This is a genomic window from Stenotrophomonas maltophilia group sp. LNF247 (assembly GCF_054083135.1).
The window spans coordinates 439698-456719 of sequence record NZ_JBSRQL010000001.1 but is presented as its reverse complement, the minus strand read 5'-3'; the positions used below and the strand labels follow the sequence as shown (position 1 = coordinate 456719).

Here is a 17022-nt window from a genome sequence, read left to right as displayed (position 1 = left end):
GGATGTTGGTCTGGAACGCGATGCCGTCGATGACGCTGATGATCTCGGCGATTTTCTTCGACGAGGCTTCGATGGCCGACATGGTGGTAACCACCTGGCCGACCACCTCACCGCCCTGCGAGGCGACGCCATGGGCGCCGATGGCGAGCTGGTTGGCCTGGCGGGCGTGTTCGGCGTTCTGGCGCACGGTGGAGGTCAGTTCCTCCATCGAGGCGGCGGTTTCCTCCAGGTTGGCGGCCTGCTGCTCGGTACGGCGCGACAGGTCGCTGTTGCCGGACGCGATCTCGCCAGCGGCGAGGGTGATGCTGGAGGCACTGGCCTGGATCTGGCTGACGATCTGGGTCAGCTGTGCGACGGTGGTGTTGGCGTCGTCACGCATGCGCGCGAACACGCCGTTGAACTGGCCGTCCATGCGTGCGGTCAGGTCGCCGGCAGCGATCGACTGCAGCAGCTGCGAGAGCTGGCCGAGGTTGCCGTCGGCGACCTGCATCATGCTGTTGAGCTGCTCGATCATCACGCGGAAATCGTGATCGAAGCGCTGCGCGTCACCGCGCTGGCTGAAGTCGCCCGCAGCGGCGGCCGAGGCCAGATGCTGGATCTGCGTGTTGATGGCCAGCAGGCTGGCCTTGGCGGCGTCCATCGATTCGTGCAGGATCGCGCGGCTGCCTGGCAGGCGGCGGGCGTCCGGAGCAAGGTTGCCGATGGCGTACTGGTTGAGCACTTCAATGGCATCGACGATCGCATCGAGGTGTTCGAAGATCACCGTGTTGATGCCGCTGGCCAGCTGGCCGTAGACACCCGGGAAGTCTTCCGGAATACGGTGGCTGATGTCCGGGCCGGCATGCATCTGTGCCATCAGCTGCGTCTGCTCGCTGAAACGGCGCAGCATTGCGGTCATTTCGGCCGTGGCCGTAAGCATCCTGCCGGCTTCGTCCCTGCTGGTGGCCTGGGTGCTGACGCTGAGATCGCCGCGGGCGACCGCCTGAATGGCATGCACGGCCTTGCCCAGCGGGCCGGTGACCGCGCGCGAGATGACGATGGCCAGCGCGGCGGCCACCAGCGACAGCAGGATGATGCAGCCGATGATGGCGATCATGCTGTTGCGATGGGTGGCGTTGGCGTCGGCGATCTTGCCGTCCATCTGCCCGGCGATATGGGCGCCCAGTGCCTTCATCGCAGCGAACAGGTCGCGGCGCGCCGGGCGTGACTGCTCGTCGGAGATCTGCCGCGCCAGGACGCCGTCACCGGCGGTCACGGCGTCGCGCATCGCCTTGTTGGCGGCGAAGTAGCGATCCAGTTGCGCGCTGGCTGCGCGATACAGTTCACGCTCCTTGTCCAGCGCCGGCAGCGCCGCGTACGCCGCCAGTTCGTCATGCACGGCCTTGGCGGTGTCGTCCATGCGCTTGTTGTAGTCGGCCACCTTTTCCGGCTGGTCGAGCATGCTCAGCTGGGCCAGTTCGTAGGTGCGGAACTCCCCGAGCTGCGAGCGCGCCTCGCCCAGGTGCTGGACCGAGGGGATATCGTTGCCAGCCATGTCGCGTAGCTGCGCGTTGGCTTCGCTCAGTCGCAGCAGGGCGAACGCGCCGAGGATCAGGGTCATCAACGTGGTGAGGGTGAACCCCACAGCCAGCTTGCGGGCGATGGGCAGATCTTGGAACCACTTCATGCAGGGTGCTCCAGGTGGGCAGAGTGCCGGCGTCTGTGCGCCGGTTTGGGGGTGGTTGCAGAGCGAACGGTGGTTCCCGGTGGGGTTCGGTGACGGCCGTCAATGCGAAATAGCGGCGCAGTCTCGATGGACTTTATGGACGCAGATCACATTCGGATGCGTAGGGAGGGCAGCATGGAAGCGTTGCAGCGACGCGGTTTTCGATTGGATGAAGTGGTTGCGACAGCAACTATCGTGCCGACGGAGTTCACGATTTGGTTTCGGGGTGCCGTCCCGCAGTCAGATTCCGTTCCTGCGGAAGGGAATCTGACCCCCCCCTGGCAGACCGAACACAAACGAAAACCGCCGCCCCGAGGGGCGGCGGTCCATGGTTCGCATGCAGCGTGGATCAGGCCGCCTGCGGCATCCGCAGCGAGCGCACCAACCCACCGATGTCGACGATCAGCGCGACCCGGCCGTCGCCGAGGATGGTGGCGCCGGATACTCCGCCGATGCGGCGGTAGTTGTTCTCGATGTTCTTCACCACGACCTGCTGCTGGCCGACCAGTTCGTCCACCTCCAGCGCGATCTTCTGGCCATCACCTTCGACCACCACCACCAGCGATTCGCTGCCGGGTGCGCGGTTGCCGTAGCCGTAGTACTCGCTCAGCGAGAGGATCGGCAGGTACTCGCCACGCACGCGCAGCACGCGGCCCTCGCCGGCCATGCTGCGGATGTCCTCGGCCTGCGGCTGCAGCGCCTCCAGCACGTACGCCAGGGGCAGGATCAGGGTTTCGCCGGCCACTGCTACGGTCATGCCGTCGAGGATGGCCAGGGTCAGCGGCAGGCGGATCAGCGTGCGGGTGCCGGTACCGAGGCTGCTTTCGATCTGCACCTCGCCGCCCAGTGCCTGGATGTTGCGGCGGACCACGTCCATGCCGACACCACGCCCGGACAGGTCGGTGACCGCATCGGCCGTGGAGAAGCCTGGCTGGAAGATCAGGTCCCAGACCTGCGAATCGGTCGGGTTGTCCGGCACGGCCAGGCCGCGTTCGTGAGCCTTGGCCAGGATCTTGGCGCGGTCCAGGCCACGGCCATCGTCGCTGACTTCGATGACGATATGGCCGCCCTGATGCGAGGCCGCCAGGGTGATCGTGCCGGTCTCGTCCTTGCCTGCACCGCGGCGCACGTCGGGCATTTCCAGGCCGTGGTCGATCGAGTTGCGCACCAGGTGCACCAGCGGATCGGCGATCTTCTCGATCAGGCCCTTGTCCAGCTCGGTACCTTCGCCGACGGTGCGCAGGCGCACCTGCTTGCCGAGGCGGCTGGACAGGTCGCGGACCAGGCGCGGGAAGCGACGGAACACCGCATCGACCGGCAGCATTCGCACGCCGATCACCGCTTCCTGCAGGTCGCGTGTGTTGCGTTCAAGCTGGTCCAGGCCGGCGAACAGGCTCTCGGCGTGGACCGGGTCCAGCGCGTGCGAGACCTGCTTGAGCATGGCCTGGGTGATGACCAGTTCGCCGACCAGGTTGATCAGCGCATCGACCTTGTCGACGCTGACGCGGATCGAGGTTTCCGCTTCCTGGTTGGCGCCGCCACTGGCGGCTGGCGCGGCAGGTGCCGACGGCGCCGCTGCCACCGGAGCGGGGGGCGCTGCGGCCGGGGCCTGGGTGGCCAGGCTTGGCGGCGCGGCCGGACGGATGTCCAGTTCGCAGTCGTCCAGCACCCAGGCGAAGGTGTCTTCGATCTTGCTGCGCGGCACCTTGCCGACCAGGCCCAGATCCCACGCCAGGTGGGCCTCCAGCGGGTCGAGCTGGGCGAAGCCGGGCAGGCGTTCCATGCGCGCGGCGACCTGCAGCGAGCCGAGGTGTTCCAGTTCGCGGATGATGCGCAGCGGATCGTTGCCACTCATGAACAGCGACGGCGCTGGAGTGAAACCGATCTGCCAGGCTTCAGGGGTATCGTCCACCTTGGCCGCTGCCGCGACCGGAGCGCTCGATGCGGCCTGGCCGGAGAGAACGGCTTCCAGGCGCGCCTTCACTGCGGCGACAGCGGCGGGGTCGGCAGCCTGGCCGTGTTCGGCTTCGCGCAGCAGGGCGCGAAGCACGTCCACCGAAGACAGCATGGCGTCGACGGCATGGCCTTCCAGCGCCCGCTTGCCGGCACGCAGCTCATCGAGCAGCGTTTCCAGCACGTGGGTCAGGCCGGCGATGGCATCGAAGCCGAAGGTGCCGGCGCCGCCCTTGATCGAATGGGCGGCGCGGAACACCGAATTGATGATCTCCGCGTCCTGCTGCCCCGATTCCAGGGCCAGCAGGCCAGCCTCCATCGCGTCGAGGCCTTCGCGGCTCTCCTCGAAGAAGGTGGCGTGGAAGCGTTGCAGGTCCATGCTCATGGCAGTGGCGGTCCGGAAGCGAAGAAGGGGAGCGGTGCGGGGCGATCAGCCCAGCACTTTCTGCACGGTGGCGACCAGCTGTTCCGGATTGAACGGCTTGACCAGCCAGCCGGTGGCACCGGCGGCCTTGCCTTCGGACTTCTTGTCGGCAGCCGATTCGGTGGTCAGCATCAGCAGCGGGGTGAACTTGTAGTCCGGCAGCTGGCGCAGTTCGCGGATCAGCGCGATGCCGTCCATGTTCGGCATGTTGACGTCGGTGACCACCGCGTTGAAGCGCTGGCCCTTGGCGCGACCGAGCGCGACCGCGCCGTCTTCGGCTTCTTCGACGGCAAAACCGGCCGAGGTGAGGGCGAAGGAAACCATCTGGCGCATCGACGCCGAATCGTCCACCACCAAGATACGTGCGCTCATGCAGCGTTCTCCACAGATTTCAGGTTGTCATGGGTTGCGTCCAGGCCCAGGGCCTGGGTGACGCCCAGCAGGCGCGCGGCGTCACGGAAGGTTGCGGTGCAACCGTGGAAGCCGGTGCCCAGGCCTGCCTCGCGGCGGGCCTGCACGAATGCACACAGCACCTGCACGGCGGCCGTGTGGATGCGGGCGACCTGGCTTGCATCCAGGGTCAGCTCGCCTGCCTGCGCCACCAGCGGGGCGAGGCGGTTCTTGAGCTCGGTGCTGCTCTCGATGCCGAGATCCCCACCCAGTTCGACAGTGCTCATCGTTGCTCCGGACAAACGGTTCCGTGATCCATAACGGCACCCCGGCAGGGTTCTTTAGGGGAATCGACGCGGTGCGCCGATGCGGTGTTGTTCGGGGACGGGAGATGCCAATGCTGCGCATCGGCACCTGCAGTCCCCGACAGGCACCGCGTCGGCGCAAAGCGCCGACTCAACTCAACAGCCGTGTGGCGTCGAGCAGGATCATCGGACGCTGGCTGACCCGGGCGACGCCACGGAACAGGTCGTTGGAAATCTGGCAGATGCGCGCGGTATCAGGCGGCTCGATCTGCGAGTCGGTAAGGTTGGCGACATCTTCCACCGCCGACACGCGCAGGCCGATGGTTTCGCCGTCTTCCTCCAGCACCACGATGCGGGTCTGCGAATCGTCTTCGGCAGCGGCCGCACCCAGGTGCAGGCCGAGATCCATCACCGGTACCACCTGGCCCCGAAGGTTCATGATGCCGAGCATCGCTGGTGCGGTGCCGCGCAATGGCAGCAGGGGAACTGGCAGCACCACTTCCTGCACCTTCAGCAGTTCCAGCGCATAAGCCTGGGTGCCGCAACGCAGGCGCAGCCAGCGCGAGGTGCGCTCGCCTGCGCGGCGGTTCTGCGGATGCGGGCTGCTGGCGGGCTGGAGAGCCTGTGCCTGCAGTTCCTGCCAGGTGCCGGGACGGTTGGTGGCCGGGGCATCCACGGCAACGCGGGGCGGCGGCGCGACGGCAGCGGGCGCAGCCGGGGCAGGCGCGGGTGCAGGGCGCGGCGCTGGGGGCGCTACCACGGCCGGGGGCGGCGTGGGGACATCCGCGCCGCCGGCAGCGGCCTCGAACGCAGCCTGCAGGCCGGGGCTGTCAGTGTGGGCGAGGTGATGGCTGTCGGCCGCGTCGGTCTCGTAGATCACTTCGTCGGGCAGGTCGTCCCAGGTGGGCTCCGGGCCGGCCTTGGCCGGGGCCGTCTCGTGGATCACCTCGTCAGGCAGATCATCCCAGGTCGGTTCCCGCTCGGGAGCGGCGACCGGCATTGCGGCGGCCTCGAAGGCGGCTTCGAGCGCGGCGTTGTCCGCGGCAGGCGCCGCGGCGACGGTGTCGGTCTCGTAGATCACCTCGGCCGGCAGGTCATCCCAGGTCGGCTCATGTTCCGGTTGCGATATGCTGGCCGGGGCCGGGGCGACGCTGTCCGGCGTTGGAAGCACGACGGCCGCCGGAGCGATCGCTTCGCCCAGCAGTTCGTCCAGATAGTCGTCCAGTACGCCGGTGCTGTTCATGCGGCCTGCTCCAGGGCGCGGGCATCCTCACCGAGGATCCAGTTCAGTGCGCGGCGATAGGCGGCCAGGCCGCGGCCCGGGTACTCCTCACCAACGCTGGGCAGGGTCAGGCCTGCGGCATTGCTGATGCGGGTGTCGATCGGAATGGCGTCTTCCCACACGCGGGTGCCATGACGATCCTGCATGGTGCGCAGCGACTCGTTGCCGGCGCGGGTGCGGCGGTCGAACAGGGTCGGCAGGATCGAGATCGGCAGCGGGCGGCGGCGCGAGCGCTCGACCATCTCGCCGGTGCGGACCATGCCGTCCAGGCCATGCAGGGCCAGCGGCTCGGCCTGGGTGGGGATGATCAGGCGGTCGGCAGCGGCCAGCGCGTTGATCATCAACAGGCCAAGGGTGGGGGCACAGTCCAGCAGGATGTAGTCGTGCTGGCCCTGGTGGCGCGCCAGTGCGTTCTGCAGGGCCAGGCCGAGGCCGGGCTGGTTGGCGCTGCGGCGCTCCAGCGTGGCCAGCGCCGACTGCGCGCAGACATAGTCCAGGCCTTGGATGCTGCTGGCATGGCACAGGCTGGAAAGATCGGCCGGCGGAGCGCCGAACAGTTCCAGCACACCGGCCGGCGGCGGATCCACCGGTACGCCGAAGGCGCGGCTGAGCGAGGCGTGCGGATCGAGATCGATCAGCAGCACGCGATGGCCGAGCGCGGCCAGGCCGCGGCCGAGGGCGAGGGTGGTGGTGGTCTTGCCGACTCCGCCCTTCTGGTTGGCGATTGCCCAGATGCGCATCGGTTTACTCCTTCATTGCCGGGGGAACGGCGGCGCCGACGCGGCTGCCAGCCGGCACCGGCGGCAACTTCACCGGTGCGATGGGGGAGGTGGGGGCGCTGGCCGGAGTTGCGGCGGCTTGTTCGGTGGTGCTGTTGTCGACGGCGCCGGTGGCCGCATTGAGGCGCTGGCCGAGCGGATCCACCGAATGCGAGGTGTCGGCCAGGATGATGACCATCACCCGGCGGTTGCGGTTGCGCCCCTGCGCGCTGTCGTTCTCTTCGCGCGGACGGAACTGGCCATAGCCGACCATCGCCAGCCGCGACGGCTGCAGGCCCTGGTCGGCGAACAGATGCACCACGCTGGCGGCGCGTCCGGCCGACAGTTCCCAGTTCGAAGGGAAGGTGGCGGTGGCGATCGGCACGTTGTCGGTGTGGCCTTCCACGCGCACGCTGTTGGGCACGTCACGCAGCACCTCGGCGAGGCTGGCCAGCGTCTGCCGTGCATGCACGTCCAGCGCGGCCGAGCCGGTGGGGAACAGGATGTCGCTGTTGATCTCCACTTCAATCCACAACTCGGTGCGGCGCACGCTGATCATGCCGCGGTCGATCAGCGGCGCCAATGCAGCGGTGAGGCGGTCGGCGATGCTGTTGAGCTGGCGCTCGGCACGGGCGATCTGTTCCTGGTTGTGCACGGAGACCGGCATGCGCATCTGCGAGGCCATCGACGGCAGCAGGGTCGGGTCGTGCGACGGCGCCGGCGCGGAGGGGCCGATCTTGGTGCCGGACTTGATCACCGAAGGGCTGTCCCAGCCGCCACCCTGCACCTGCTTGTTCCCCACCTGCACCGGGTTGATCGTGCGCGGTGCGCCACCGAAGGCATCGGTGAGCGCGTCGGCCATGATCCGGTACTTGCCCTCGTTGACCGAGGAGATCGCGTACATGACCACGAAAAAGGCGAGCAGCAGCGTCATCAGGTCGGCATAGGGGATCGCCCATGCTTCATGGTTGGCGTGCTCTTCGTGGTGCTTGCGGCGGGCCATGTCAGTGCAGGAAGCCGGAAAGGTTGGTTTCGATGTTGCGCGGGTTCTCGCCCTGGGCGATCGAAATCAGGCCTTCAATGACCATTTCGCGGTCGCGGGTGTTGTGCGAGATCACACTCTTGAGCTTGGCAGCCACCGGCAGGAACAGCAGGTTGGCCGAGGCGATGCCGTAGATGGTGGCGGTGAATGCTGCGGCGATGCCGTGGCCGAGCTTGCTCGGGTCGGCCAGGTTCTTCATCACCGCGATCAGGCCGAGCACGGCTCCGATGATGCCGAGGGTCGGGGCGTAGATGCCCATCGCTTCGAAGACCTTGGCGCCGGCCTGGTCCTGGTGTTCCTGGCTGCCCAGTTCGATTTCCAGCATGTGCCGCATCGATTCGGGCTCGACGCCGTCCACCAGCAGCTGCAGGCCCTTGCGCAGGAACGGGTCCTGCTGCGCTTCCACCTGCGATTCCAGGCCCAGCAGGCCCTGGCGGCGGGCGATGTTGCTCCACTCGACGATCTGCTGGATCAGTTCGCGGCGATCACTGTGTGGCGGGCGCACGACCCAGCGCACGATCTTGAACGCATGCTTGAACACCGCCGGCGAGGTATGCAGCAGGATCGCGGCGACGGTGCCGACGATGACGATCACGAACGCCGCAGGCGACCACAACGACGCCAGGCCGGCGCCCTTGAGGATGCTGCCGCCGACCAGCGAGGCCAGGGCGAGAAAGAGTCCAATGAGGCTGAGTCTATCCATGGTTCCGGTATCGGCGTGTATGAATGGGACTTGAGACACCGGTAGATCGCGTACAGACGGTAGTCACAGTTTTTCGGGTTGCCGGGCATGGCCCTGGCGGGGTTCAACGCAGCCCGTCCACGTCCAGGATCAGGGCCATGCGACCATCGCCGATCAAGGTTGCACCGGCATAACCGCGCAGGCCTCGCAGGGCCTTCGGCAGTGGCTTGATGACCACTTCCTCACGCCCGCGCACCTGGTCCACGACCAGCCCGAAGCGGGCTTCGCCGGCCTGCAGCACCACGATGGTCAGCAGGGTTGACGCGGCCGGTGTCACATCCAGCCACTGGCGCAGGTCGACCAGCGGCAGGGTGTGCGAGCGGCGATCAAGCACGGCGCGGCCATCGAACCAGCCCAGCGAGGTGCGCGGCGCGTGCAGCACTTCCATCACGCGTGCCAGGGGTAGTGCGTAGACGTCCTCGCCGGCCTGCACCAGCAGGGTCGGCAGGATCGCCAGGGTGAGCGGCACGCGGATCAGGAAGCGGCTGCCACGACCCAGTTCCGACTGGATCTGGATCTGGCCGCTCAGTTCGCGGATGCGCGACTGCACCACGTCCATGCCGACGCCACGGCCGGAGATATCGGTGACCTGCTGCTTGGTCGAGAAGCCCGGCAGGAACACCAGGTGCAGGCACTCCTCGCTGCTCAGGCGGGCAGCGGCCTCCGGATCGATCAGGCCTTTCTCACGCGCCTTCGCGCGCAGCTTCTCCGGATCGATGCCGGCGCCATCGTCCTGCACCTCGATGCTGACGTAGTCGCCTTCCTGCTGCGCCGACAGGCGTACATGGCCCATCCGCGGCTTGCCTTGTGCTTCGCGCAGGTCGGGCATTTCCACGCCATGGTCGATGGCGTTGCGGACCAGGTGCACCAGCGGGTCGGCCAGGGCCTCGACCAGGTTGCGGTCGAGCTCGGTCTCGGCACCGATCAGCTCCAGGTCCACTTCCTTCTTCAGCGAGCGGGCAACGTCGCGGGCGACCTTGGGGAACCGCGAGAACACCTTGCCCACCGGCTGCATGCGGGTGCGCATCACCGCCGATTGCAGGCGCGCGGTGGCGATATCCAGCGTCGACACGGCGCGGTCCAGCTCTTCATCGCGCAGGCGTGCACGCAGGGTCTTGAGCCGATTGCGCGACAGCACCAGTTCGCCGATCAGGTTGACGATCGCGTCCAGGCGTTTGGTATCAACGCGCACCGTGTGTTCGGCCTCGGCCAGCGGCTTGGCCGCCGGCTTGGCCACGGGTGCCGGTGCAGCGACCGGACGCGGCGCGGGCGCCGGCGCCGGTGCCAGGACTGCAGCAGGCTTGGCACCCGGTGCGGCGCCACCGTGCAACTGGTCGAGCAGGGCTTCGAACTCGTCCTCGCTGATCAGGCCGTCGTCGGCCTTCGTGGCCGGCGCGACCGCGGTCGGTGCGTTGCCGCCATGCAGCTGGTCGAGCAGGGCCTCGAATTCGTCGTCGGTGATCAGGTCGCTGCCAGCTGCCGCAGGCGCGGCCGCAGCGACCGGCGCGGCAGTGCCACCGTTCATGTCGAACTGGGCGATCAGGTCCGGCGGCGCATAGCCCGGCTCGGTGCCGGACGACACGGCGTCCAGCATCGACTGCAGGTAATCCAGTGATTGCTGGGCCGCGTCGAAGTGGTGGGCCTGCAGCACCGCCTGCCCGGCACGCGCGATGCCCAGGGCCTCTTCAGCGGCGTGGCACAGTTCGACCATCGCCGTGACGCCGAGGAAGCCGGCGCCGCCCTTGAGCGTGTGGTAGCCGCGGAACACCGCATTGAGCTGGTCGCTGTCCTGCGGTGCCTGCTCCAGCGACACCAGCTGTTCGCCGAGGCGGTCCAGGATCTCCTGCGCCTCGATGATGAAATCGGCAGTGATGTCGTCGGATACCGCGCTCATGCTTACAGCCCCAGATCCGACAACAGGTCGTCGGCGTCGTTCTGCGAGACCGCGTGGCGGTCCAGTCCCTTCAGTGCCGGCCCGGCCAGTGCCGGGTCGGTGCGATGCTGTTCCGGCGGCAGGCCGAGTGCGCCGAAGCCTTCGTGGACGCGGCGGACAATGCCGACCACGCGGCGGATGATCTGCCCGGTCAGGTCCTGGTAGCTCTGGGTCAGGGCGATCTCGGTCAGGTTGTGGCGGATGCGCTCGAGCTGCGCGTCCTGGCCTGGCTGCAGGCCTTCGGCACGCAGCTGTTCGGTCAGGCTGCGGCATTCCTCGGCCAGGTCCAGGGTACGGTGGGTGGCCTGTTCGGTCATCGCCACCACGTGGTCCAGGCGCGCGCAGGCGTCATCCAGCTCACCGGCCTCGCTGGGCACGGTCGGCAGTTCACCCAGCGCCTGTCCCAGCTCGCGGGCCAGCCGCGACAGGCCGCTCATCATCGGCTGCGTGCGCAGCGCGACCAGTCCGTCGATGCGTTGCCGCCAGGCAGCTTCGTCACCGGACTCCAGTGCGTCCAGGGCTTCCTGCAGGCGCAGGGCCAGGGCGTTCTTGTCGACCGTGGTATCCATCAGGCGCTGGCCGCCAGGCGTTCGAAGATCTTGCCGAGCTTCTCTTCCAGCGTCTGCGCGGTGAAGGGCTTGATGATGTAGCCGTTCACGCCGTTCTGGGCGGCTTCGATGATCTGTTCGCGCTTGGCTTCGGCAGTGACCATCAGCACTGGCAGGGTCTTCAGCTTGGCATCGGCGCGGATCGCCTTGAGCAGCTCAATGCCGGTCATCACCGGCATGTTCCAGTCGGTGACGACGAAATCGAACGACTGGCTCTGCAGCAGCGACAGCGCGGCATGCCCGTCCTCGGCTTCGGCGGTATTGGTGAAGCCAAGATCGCCCAGCAGGTTCTTGACGATGCGACGCATGGTCGAGAAGTCGTCGACGATCAGGATGCGCATGTTCTTGTTCAAAGCAGAGTTCCTTTGTTGTTCATTCCGGGTGGCCGGGGGCAGCCGCCTCGGGCATGTTCACTCTTCCAGGCCGGCGTCGGCCGCCTCGAAAATCTTCAATCGTCCACGCAGGCGCAGCACGGCCTGGCCGTGGATCTGGCAGACCCGCGACTCGCTCACGCCGAGCACCGCGCCGATCTCCTTCAGGTTCAGTTCCTGCTCGTAATAGAGCGAGAGCACCAGCTGTTCGCGCTCGGGCAGGTGGCCGATGGCCTTGCCCAGCTCGCGGCCGAACTCGCCGCGCTCCAGCACCTGCTGCGGGGTCGGGCCGCCCTGGGCGACGGTATCCAGCTCGCCCTGGTCCTCGATGCGTGACTCCAGGCTCAGCACCTGGCCACGCGCGGCGTCTTCCATCAGCCGCAGGTATTCGGGCAGCGGCATCTCCATCGCGGCGGCCACTTCGGTGGCGCTGGCGGCACGGCCGGTGCTCTGTTCCAGGCGGCGGATGGTGGCAGCGGCGTCGCGTGCGCGGCGATGCACCGAGCGCGGCACCCAGTCGCCACGGCGGATCTCGTCGATCATCGAACCGCGGATGCGGATCGAGGCGTAGGTCTCGAACGAGGCGCCCTGGTCGGCGTCGTAGCTGCGCGACGCTTCGATCAGCCCCATCATGCCGGCCTGGATCAGGTCGTCCACCTCCACGCTCGCCGGCAGGCGTGCGGCCAGGTGGTGGGCGATGCGCCGCACCAGGTCCGAGTGCTGGGAGATGACCTCGTTGGCCGCCGAGCGCTGGACCTCCCGGTACTGGGCTGCGCCTTTCATGCGGCCACCCCGCGCTGCTTGAGAATGCGCTCGAGGAAGAACTCGACGCCGCCACGCGGTTCGGTCGGCGCCTGCCAGCGTGCGGTGCGGCGCGCGATCTCGGTGATCGCCAGCGCGGCCGGGCTGGACGGGTAGGCCTTCACCACCGGTTGCTGGCGCTGCACCGACAGGCGCAGCCAGTCGTCCTGCGGCACGCAGCCCAGGTAGTTCAGCGAGACATCGGCGAGGAACTTCTCGCACACGCGGGTCAGCTTTTCGTACAGCACGCGGCCCTCGTTGGGGTCGCGCACCATGTTGGCCACCACCTGGATGCGGTCCACGCCGCGCTCGCGCGACAGCACCTTGATCAGTGCGTAGGCGTCGGTGATCGAGGCCGGTTCGTCACAGACCACCACCACGGTGTCCTGCGCGGCCTGGCAGAAGGTCAGCACGCCGTCGGTGATGCCGGCGGCGGTATCGACCACCATGATGTCCAGCTCGCGTTCCAGTTCGGAGAACACGTTGACCAGGCCGACATGCTCGGCCGGGGCCAGCTCGGCCATGTGGCGGCGGCCGGAAGCGGCCGGGACCACCAGCACGCCGTTCGGGCCTTCGACGATGACGTCGTCCAGCGAGCAGCGGCCGGCCACCAGGTCGGCCAGCGTAAAGGTGGGGTTCAAGCCCAGGATCACGTCGATGTTGGCCAGGCCCAGGTCGGCGTCCAGCAGCAGCGTGCGCTTGCCCATGCCCGCCAGCGCCACAGCCAGGTTGGCCGAGACGTTGGTCTTGCCCACGCCGCCCTTGCCGCCGGTCACCGCGATGGTGCGCACAGGGCCGAGCGGCTCGCTGCGGGTGGCCGACAGTGGGAAGGTCTTGGTCAGCTTGGCGTACTCACGCGACGGCATGGTTCAACTCCGGGTTGCAGGGCATATCGGCCGCTCGGCGCAAATCTTCAAGGCGAAGTACGAGATTGGCTGCACTGGCCCGGTGCAGGTCCTCCGGGACGTCCTGGCCATCGGTCACCCAGGTGATCGGCAGGGCATGGTCCACGGCCACAGACAGGGCGTTGCCGAAGCGGCCGGTCTCGTCCAGCTTGCTCAGCACCAGACCCTGCAGGTTGGCGGCGCCGAAGCGGCGGACCACATCGTCCATGTCGCCGAAGCTGGTATTGGCCGGCAGCACCAGCAGGGTGCGCACCTGGCGGGCGGCACGCAGCCACTGCAGCTGGGCGGCCAGCGCGCGGTCGCGCGGGCCCAGCCCGGCGGTGTCGATCAGCACCAGCTTGTAGTCCTTCAGGCGTTCCAGCAGCTGGTCCAGGTCGGTGCCGCTGTTGGCCTCGTGCACCGCGATGCCGAGCTGGCGGCCGTAGCCGTACAGCTGCTCGCGGGCGCCGATGCGGGCGGTATCGGTGGTGACCAGGGCGACGTCACGCGGCGCGTGCTTCTCGGCGAATCGCGAGGCCAGCTTGGCGATGGTGGTGGTCTTGCCGGCGCCGGTCGGGCCGACCAGGGCGATCACGCCGCCTTCTTCCAGCGGGTCGACCGGGGCGATCGGCAGCTTGCGCGAGATCAGCCCCAGCATCAGGCCGCGGCCACGATGGGCTTCGGTCTCCAGCGGGATCTGCATGGCCACGTCGCGGGCCAGGCCGGCATCGAAGCCATATTCGTCCATCAGGTCCAACGCGGTGGCGCGCACCGGGCAGCCGCGCAGGCGCTCGTCGGTGAAGCGGTTCATCTCGCGCTCGATCACCTGGCGCATGCCGGCCACTTCCTGGCGCAACTGGCGGATCTCGGCGTCGTCCTGGGCGACCACCGTCAGCACCGGAGCCGGAGCCAGGGTGGGGGCCGGCGCGGTTTCGACAATGGCATCGGCCAACGCCGGTTCGCTGGCGGCGCTGGCCGGCTGCGCGTCGGCGACGGTAGCGGTCGGCAGCGGCGGCGGCTGCACGGCCGGCGCCACGCTTTCGTGATGCGCCTCGTGCGGCGGATCGATCTGGAAGCGGGCGCGGTTGGCCGGCACGGCGGCGGCCGGTGCAACGATGGCCTCGGCGAACGGCGCGAAGATCTGTTCCGGCAGCGCCGGTTCGTTGACGGCGGCACGCGCGAGGGTGGCCGCAAAGCCTGTGCTGCCGCGGGTCGGCACGATCTCGTCGGCGCTGTCCAGGGTGCGGCCGGTGGCGCCGACCGCGGCGCGGGCGAGGGCGGCCACCGCCGAGGTGGTGGCGGCGACCGGCTCCGGTGCCGGGGTGGCGCTGCGACGGCGGGTGACGGCGGCGATCACCGCATCGGCGGCGGTGCGCGGTTTGGGCGCCGGCGGCGGCGCCACGTCGCGGCGCGAGGCTTCCAGCGCACGCTGCACGGCGCTTTCATCGTAGTTGGCGGCGGCGACGATCTCGATGCCTTCCTCGATCCGGCGGTTGGACAGGATCACGGCATCAGGACCATGTTCCTTGCGCACCAGGTTCATGGCCGAACGCATGTCGGCGGCGACGAATCGTTTGATTTTCATGCTGTGGTCACGAGGCGAAGACGGCGGAGTGGCGGCCGGGGAACTCGGGTGGTCGGTGGTCTGCACGGTGCGGGTTCCCCTTGGTATCTGTCTGTTGCGTTGGTTCGAAGGTGGTGTCTGTTTTCTGGCGCGTCGGCGGGCGGCGTCAGCTGATCGTTCCGACCAGCTTCAGGCGCTTGTCCTCCGGCACCTCGCTGTAGGCCAGGACCGACAGCGACGGAACGCTGTGGCGGACCAGGCGTGCCAGCGCGGCGCGCACCGGGCCAGGTACCAGCACGACCGCGGGCTCGTTGCGGGCTTCCTGCTTGCTGACACATTCGGCCAGGCTCTGGTGCAGTCGCTCAGCGAGTCCGGGTTCCAGCGCGGCGCCGTTGCCCTGCGTGGACTCCTGCAAGACACGTTCCAATTGCGGGTTGAGGGTGAACACCGGCAGCTCCGCCGACATTCCGGCGATCTCCTGCACGATGAAGCGGCCCAGGGCGGTGCGCACGGCGGCGGTCAGCACGGCCGGGTCCTGGCTGCTGGGCGCATGTTCGACCAGTGCCTCGGCGATCTTGCGCAGCTGGCGGATCGGAATGCGCTCGACCAGCAGGTTCTGCAGCACGCGCACCACCGCCGACAGCGGCAGCGCCTTCGGCGTCAGATCTTCGACGAGCTTGGGCGCGCTCTTGGCCAGGTTGGCCAGCAGGTGTTGCACTTCCTCATGGCCGAGCAACTCAGGTGCGTGCTCGCGGATCAGGTGCGAAAGGTGGGTGGCGACCACGGTGGCCGGGTCGACCACCGTGTAGCCCAGCGTTTCGGCCTGGGCACGCTGGTGCGGTTGGATCCAGGTGGCATCGAGGCCGAACGCGGGGTCCTTGCCGGCGATGCCTTCCAGCGTGCCCAGCGCGCTGCCCGGGTCCAGCGCGAGCTCGCGGTCGGGGTGGATCTCGGCGGTGGCCACCGGCACGCCGTGCACCAGCACGCGGTAGCCGTTGGCGGGCAGTTCCAGGTTGTCGCGGATGTGTACCGATGGAATCAGGAAGCCGACATCCTGGGTCAGCTTGCGGCGCACGCCCTTGATGCGCGCCATCAGTTCGCCGCCCTGGTTGCTGTCCACCAGCGGAATCAGCCGGTAGCCGACCTCCAGGCCCAGCGGATCGACCGGGCGCAGTTCGTCCCAGCTCAGTTCGGCGGTGGGCGCCGGCGCGGCCGGGCGGCCGAGGGCGCTGAGCGCCGCCGGGTCCTTGCCCGTTGCGGCGGCATCGGCGGCCGGGGCCTGGGTCTTGCGGTACAGCTTCCAGGCAATGAAGCCGAGGATCGACGCCAGCGTCAGGAAAGCGACGTTGGGCATGCCCGGCACCAGGCCCACCAGGCCGATGATGCCGGCGGTGATCGCCAGCGCCCGGTACTGGCCGAACACCTGGCCGGTCATGGCCTGGGCCATGTCCTGCGAGCGCGAGGCGCGGGTGACCAGCATCGCCACCGCACTGGAGACCAGCAGCGCCGGCAGCTGGGCCACCAGGCCGTCACCGATCGACAACAGGGTGTAGGTGGCAGCGGCTTCGCCGAAGGGCATGCCATGCTGCAGCACACCCACGGCCAGGCCGCCGAGCATGTTGATGAACAGGATCAGGATGCCGGCGATGGCGTCGCCGCGGATGAACTTGCTGGCACCGTCCATCGCACCGTAGAAGTCGGCTTCCTCGCGGACTTCTTCGCGGCGCAGCTTGGCTTCTTCACGCGTCAGCAAACCGGCGTTGAGGTCGGCGTCGATCGCCATCTGCTTGCCGGGCATCGCGTCGAGGATGAAGCGCGCGGTCACTTCCGAGACCCGGCCGGCGCCCTTGGTGATCACCACGAAGTTGATGATGGTGAGGATCGCGAACACCACGATGCCCACCGCGTAGTTGCCGCCGATCACGAATTCGCCGAAGGCGGCGATGACCTTGCCCGCGGCATCGTGGCCGTTCTGGCCGTTGAGCAGGATCACGCGGGTGGAGGCCACGTTCAGCGCCAGCCGCAGCATGGTGGTGATCAGCAGCACGATCGGGAAGATGGTGAAGTCCAGCGGGCGCTTCACGTAGACCACCGCCAGCAGCACCATCAGCGAGATGGCAATGTTGAAGGTGAACAGCGCATCGAGCACCGGCGCGGCCAGCGGCACCACGACCATGGCCAGCAGGGCCAGCACGATCAGCGGCGCGCCAAGACCCTGGCGGATCATTTCCAGGGCGCGGCGGGTGTTGAAGCCGGTGGA

Annotated in this window: 15 protein-coding genes; all 15 read right to left on the bottom strand. The window is 68.2% G+C overall.

The features are described 5' to 3' along the window. The coding region (locus ACTXG9_RS02155) for a methyl-accepting chemotaxis protein (protein ID WP_456115639.1) at positions 1 to 1666 on the bottom strand (1666 nt) is incomplete at its 3' end. 388 nt (positions 1667 to 2054) lie between these two features. After that, positions 2055 to 4043 (bottom strand): chemotaxis protein CheA, encoded by a 1989-nt coding sequence (locus tag ACTXG9_RS02150; protein WP_206621987.1) that lies wholly within the window; start codon positions 4041 to 4043, stop codon positions 2055 to 2057. Positions 4044 to 4088: 45 nt separating this feature from the next. After that, positions 4089 to 4454: a response regulator gene (locus ACTXG9_RS02145; protein WP_005409521.1), complete on the bottom strand. Its 366-nt coding sequence runs from the start codon at positions 4452 to 4454 to the stop codon at positions 4089 to 4091. Beyond that, positions 4451 to 4759: an STAS domain-containing protein gene (locus ACTXG9_RS02140; RefSeq protein ID WP_019659587.1), complete on the bottom strand. Its 309-nt coding sequence runs from the start codon at positions 4757 to 4759 to the stop codon at positions 4451 to 4453. Before ACTXG9_RS02140 ends, ACTXG9_RS02145 begins: the two co-directional genes overlap by 4 nt. 169 nt (positions 4760 to 4928) lie before the next feature. Continuing rightward, entirely contained in the window at positions 4929 to 6020 is a 1092-nt protein-coding gene (locus tag ACTXG9_RS02135; RefSeq protein WP_456115638.1) for a chemotaxis protein CheW, read from the bottom strand. Further along, positions 6017 to 6799, bottom strand: coding sequence for a ParA family protein (locus ACTXG9_RS02130; RefSeq protein WP_019659589.1), 783 nt, complete (start codon positions 6797 to 6799; stop codon positions 6017 to 6019). The genes ACTXG9_RS02135 and ACTXG9_RS02130 overlap by 4 nt, the downstream gene beginning before the upstream one ends. 4 nt (positions 6800 to 6803) lie before the next feature. After that, positions 6804 to 7820: a flagellar motor protein MotD gene (motD, locus tag ACTXG9_RS02125; protein WP_111104217.1), complete on the bottom strand. Its 1017-nt coding sequence runs from the start codon at positions 7818 to 7820 to the stop codon at positions 6804 to 6806. 1 nt (position 7821) lies between these two features. After that, positions 7822 to 8562, bottom strand: a complete 741-nt coding sequence (locus ACTXG9_RS02120) for a flagellar motor protein (protein ID WP_010482457.1) — start codon at positions 8560 to 8562, stop codon at positions 7822 to 7824. Positions 8563 to 8665: 103 nt separating this feature from the next. After that, the gene (locus tag ACTXG9_RS02115) at positions 8666 to 10495 is read right to left on the bottom strand and encodes a chemotaxis protein CheA (protein ID WP_031270466.1); all 1830 of its coding nucleotides are present in this window, start codon (positions 10493 to 10495) and stop codon (positions 8666 to 8668) included. 2 nt (positions 10496 to 10497) lie between these two features. Further along, positions 10498 to 11103 carry a protein phosphatase CheZ gene (locus ACTXG9_RS02110; protein WP_019659591.1) on the bottom strand — a complete coding sequence of 202 codons (606 nt, stop codon included), beginning with the start codon at positions 11101 to 11103 and terminating at the stop codon, positions 10498 to 10500. Then, positions 11103 to 11495, bottom strand: coding sequence for a chemotaxis response regulator CheY (cheY, locus tag ACTXG9_RS02105; RefSeq protein ID WP_019659592.1), 393 nt, complete (start codon positions 11493 to 11495; stop codon positions 11103 to 11105). Before cheY ends, ACTXG9_RS02110 begins: the two co-directional genes overlap by 1 nt. Positions 11496 to 11552: 57 nt before the next feature. Further along, positions 11553 to 12296, bottom strand: coding sequence for an RNA polymerase sigma factor FliA (locus ACTXG9_RS02100; RefSeq protein ID WP_019659593.1), 744 nt, complete (start codon positions 12294 to 12296; stop codon positions 11553 to 11555). Beyond that, the gene (locus tag ACTXG9_RS02095) at positions 12293 to 13180 is read right to left on the bottom strand and encodes a MinD/ParA family ATP-binding protein (RefSeq protein ID WP_005409532.1); all 888 of its coding nucleotides are present in this window, start codon (positions 13178 to 13180) and stop codon (positions 12293 to 12295) included. Before ACTXG9_RS02095 ends, ACTXG9_RS02100 begins: the two co-directional genes overlap by 4 nt. Then, positions 13167 to 14783 carry a flagellar biosynthesis protein FlhF gene (gene flhF / locus ACTXG9_RS02090; protein WP_456115637.1) on the bottom strand — a complete coding sequence of 539 codons (1617 nt, stop codon included), beginning with the start codon at positions 14781 to 14783 and terminating at the stop codon, positions 13167 to 13169. The genes ACTXG9_RS02095 and flhF overlap by 14 nt, the downstream gene beginning before the upstream one ends. Positions 14784 to 14928: 145 nt before the next feature. Next, complete coding sequence (flhA, locus tag ACTXG9_RS02085) at positions 14929 to 16989, bottom strand: flagellar biosynthesis protein FlhA (protein WP_180832666.1); 2061 nt, start codon at positions 16987 to 16989, stop codon at positions 14929 to 14931. Between the last annotated feature and the right edge of the window lie 33 nt (positions 16990 to 17022).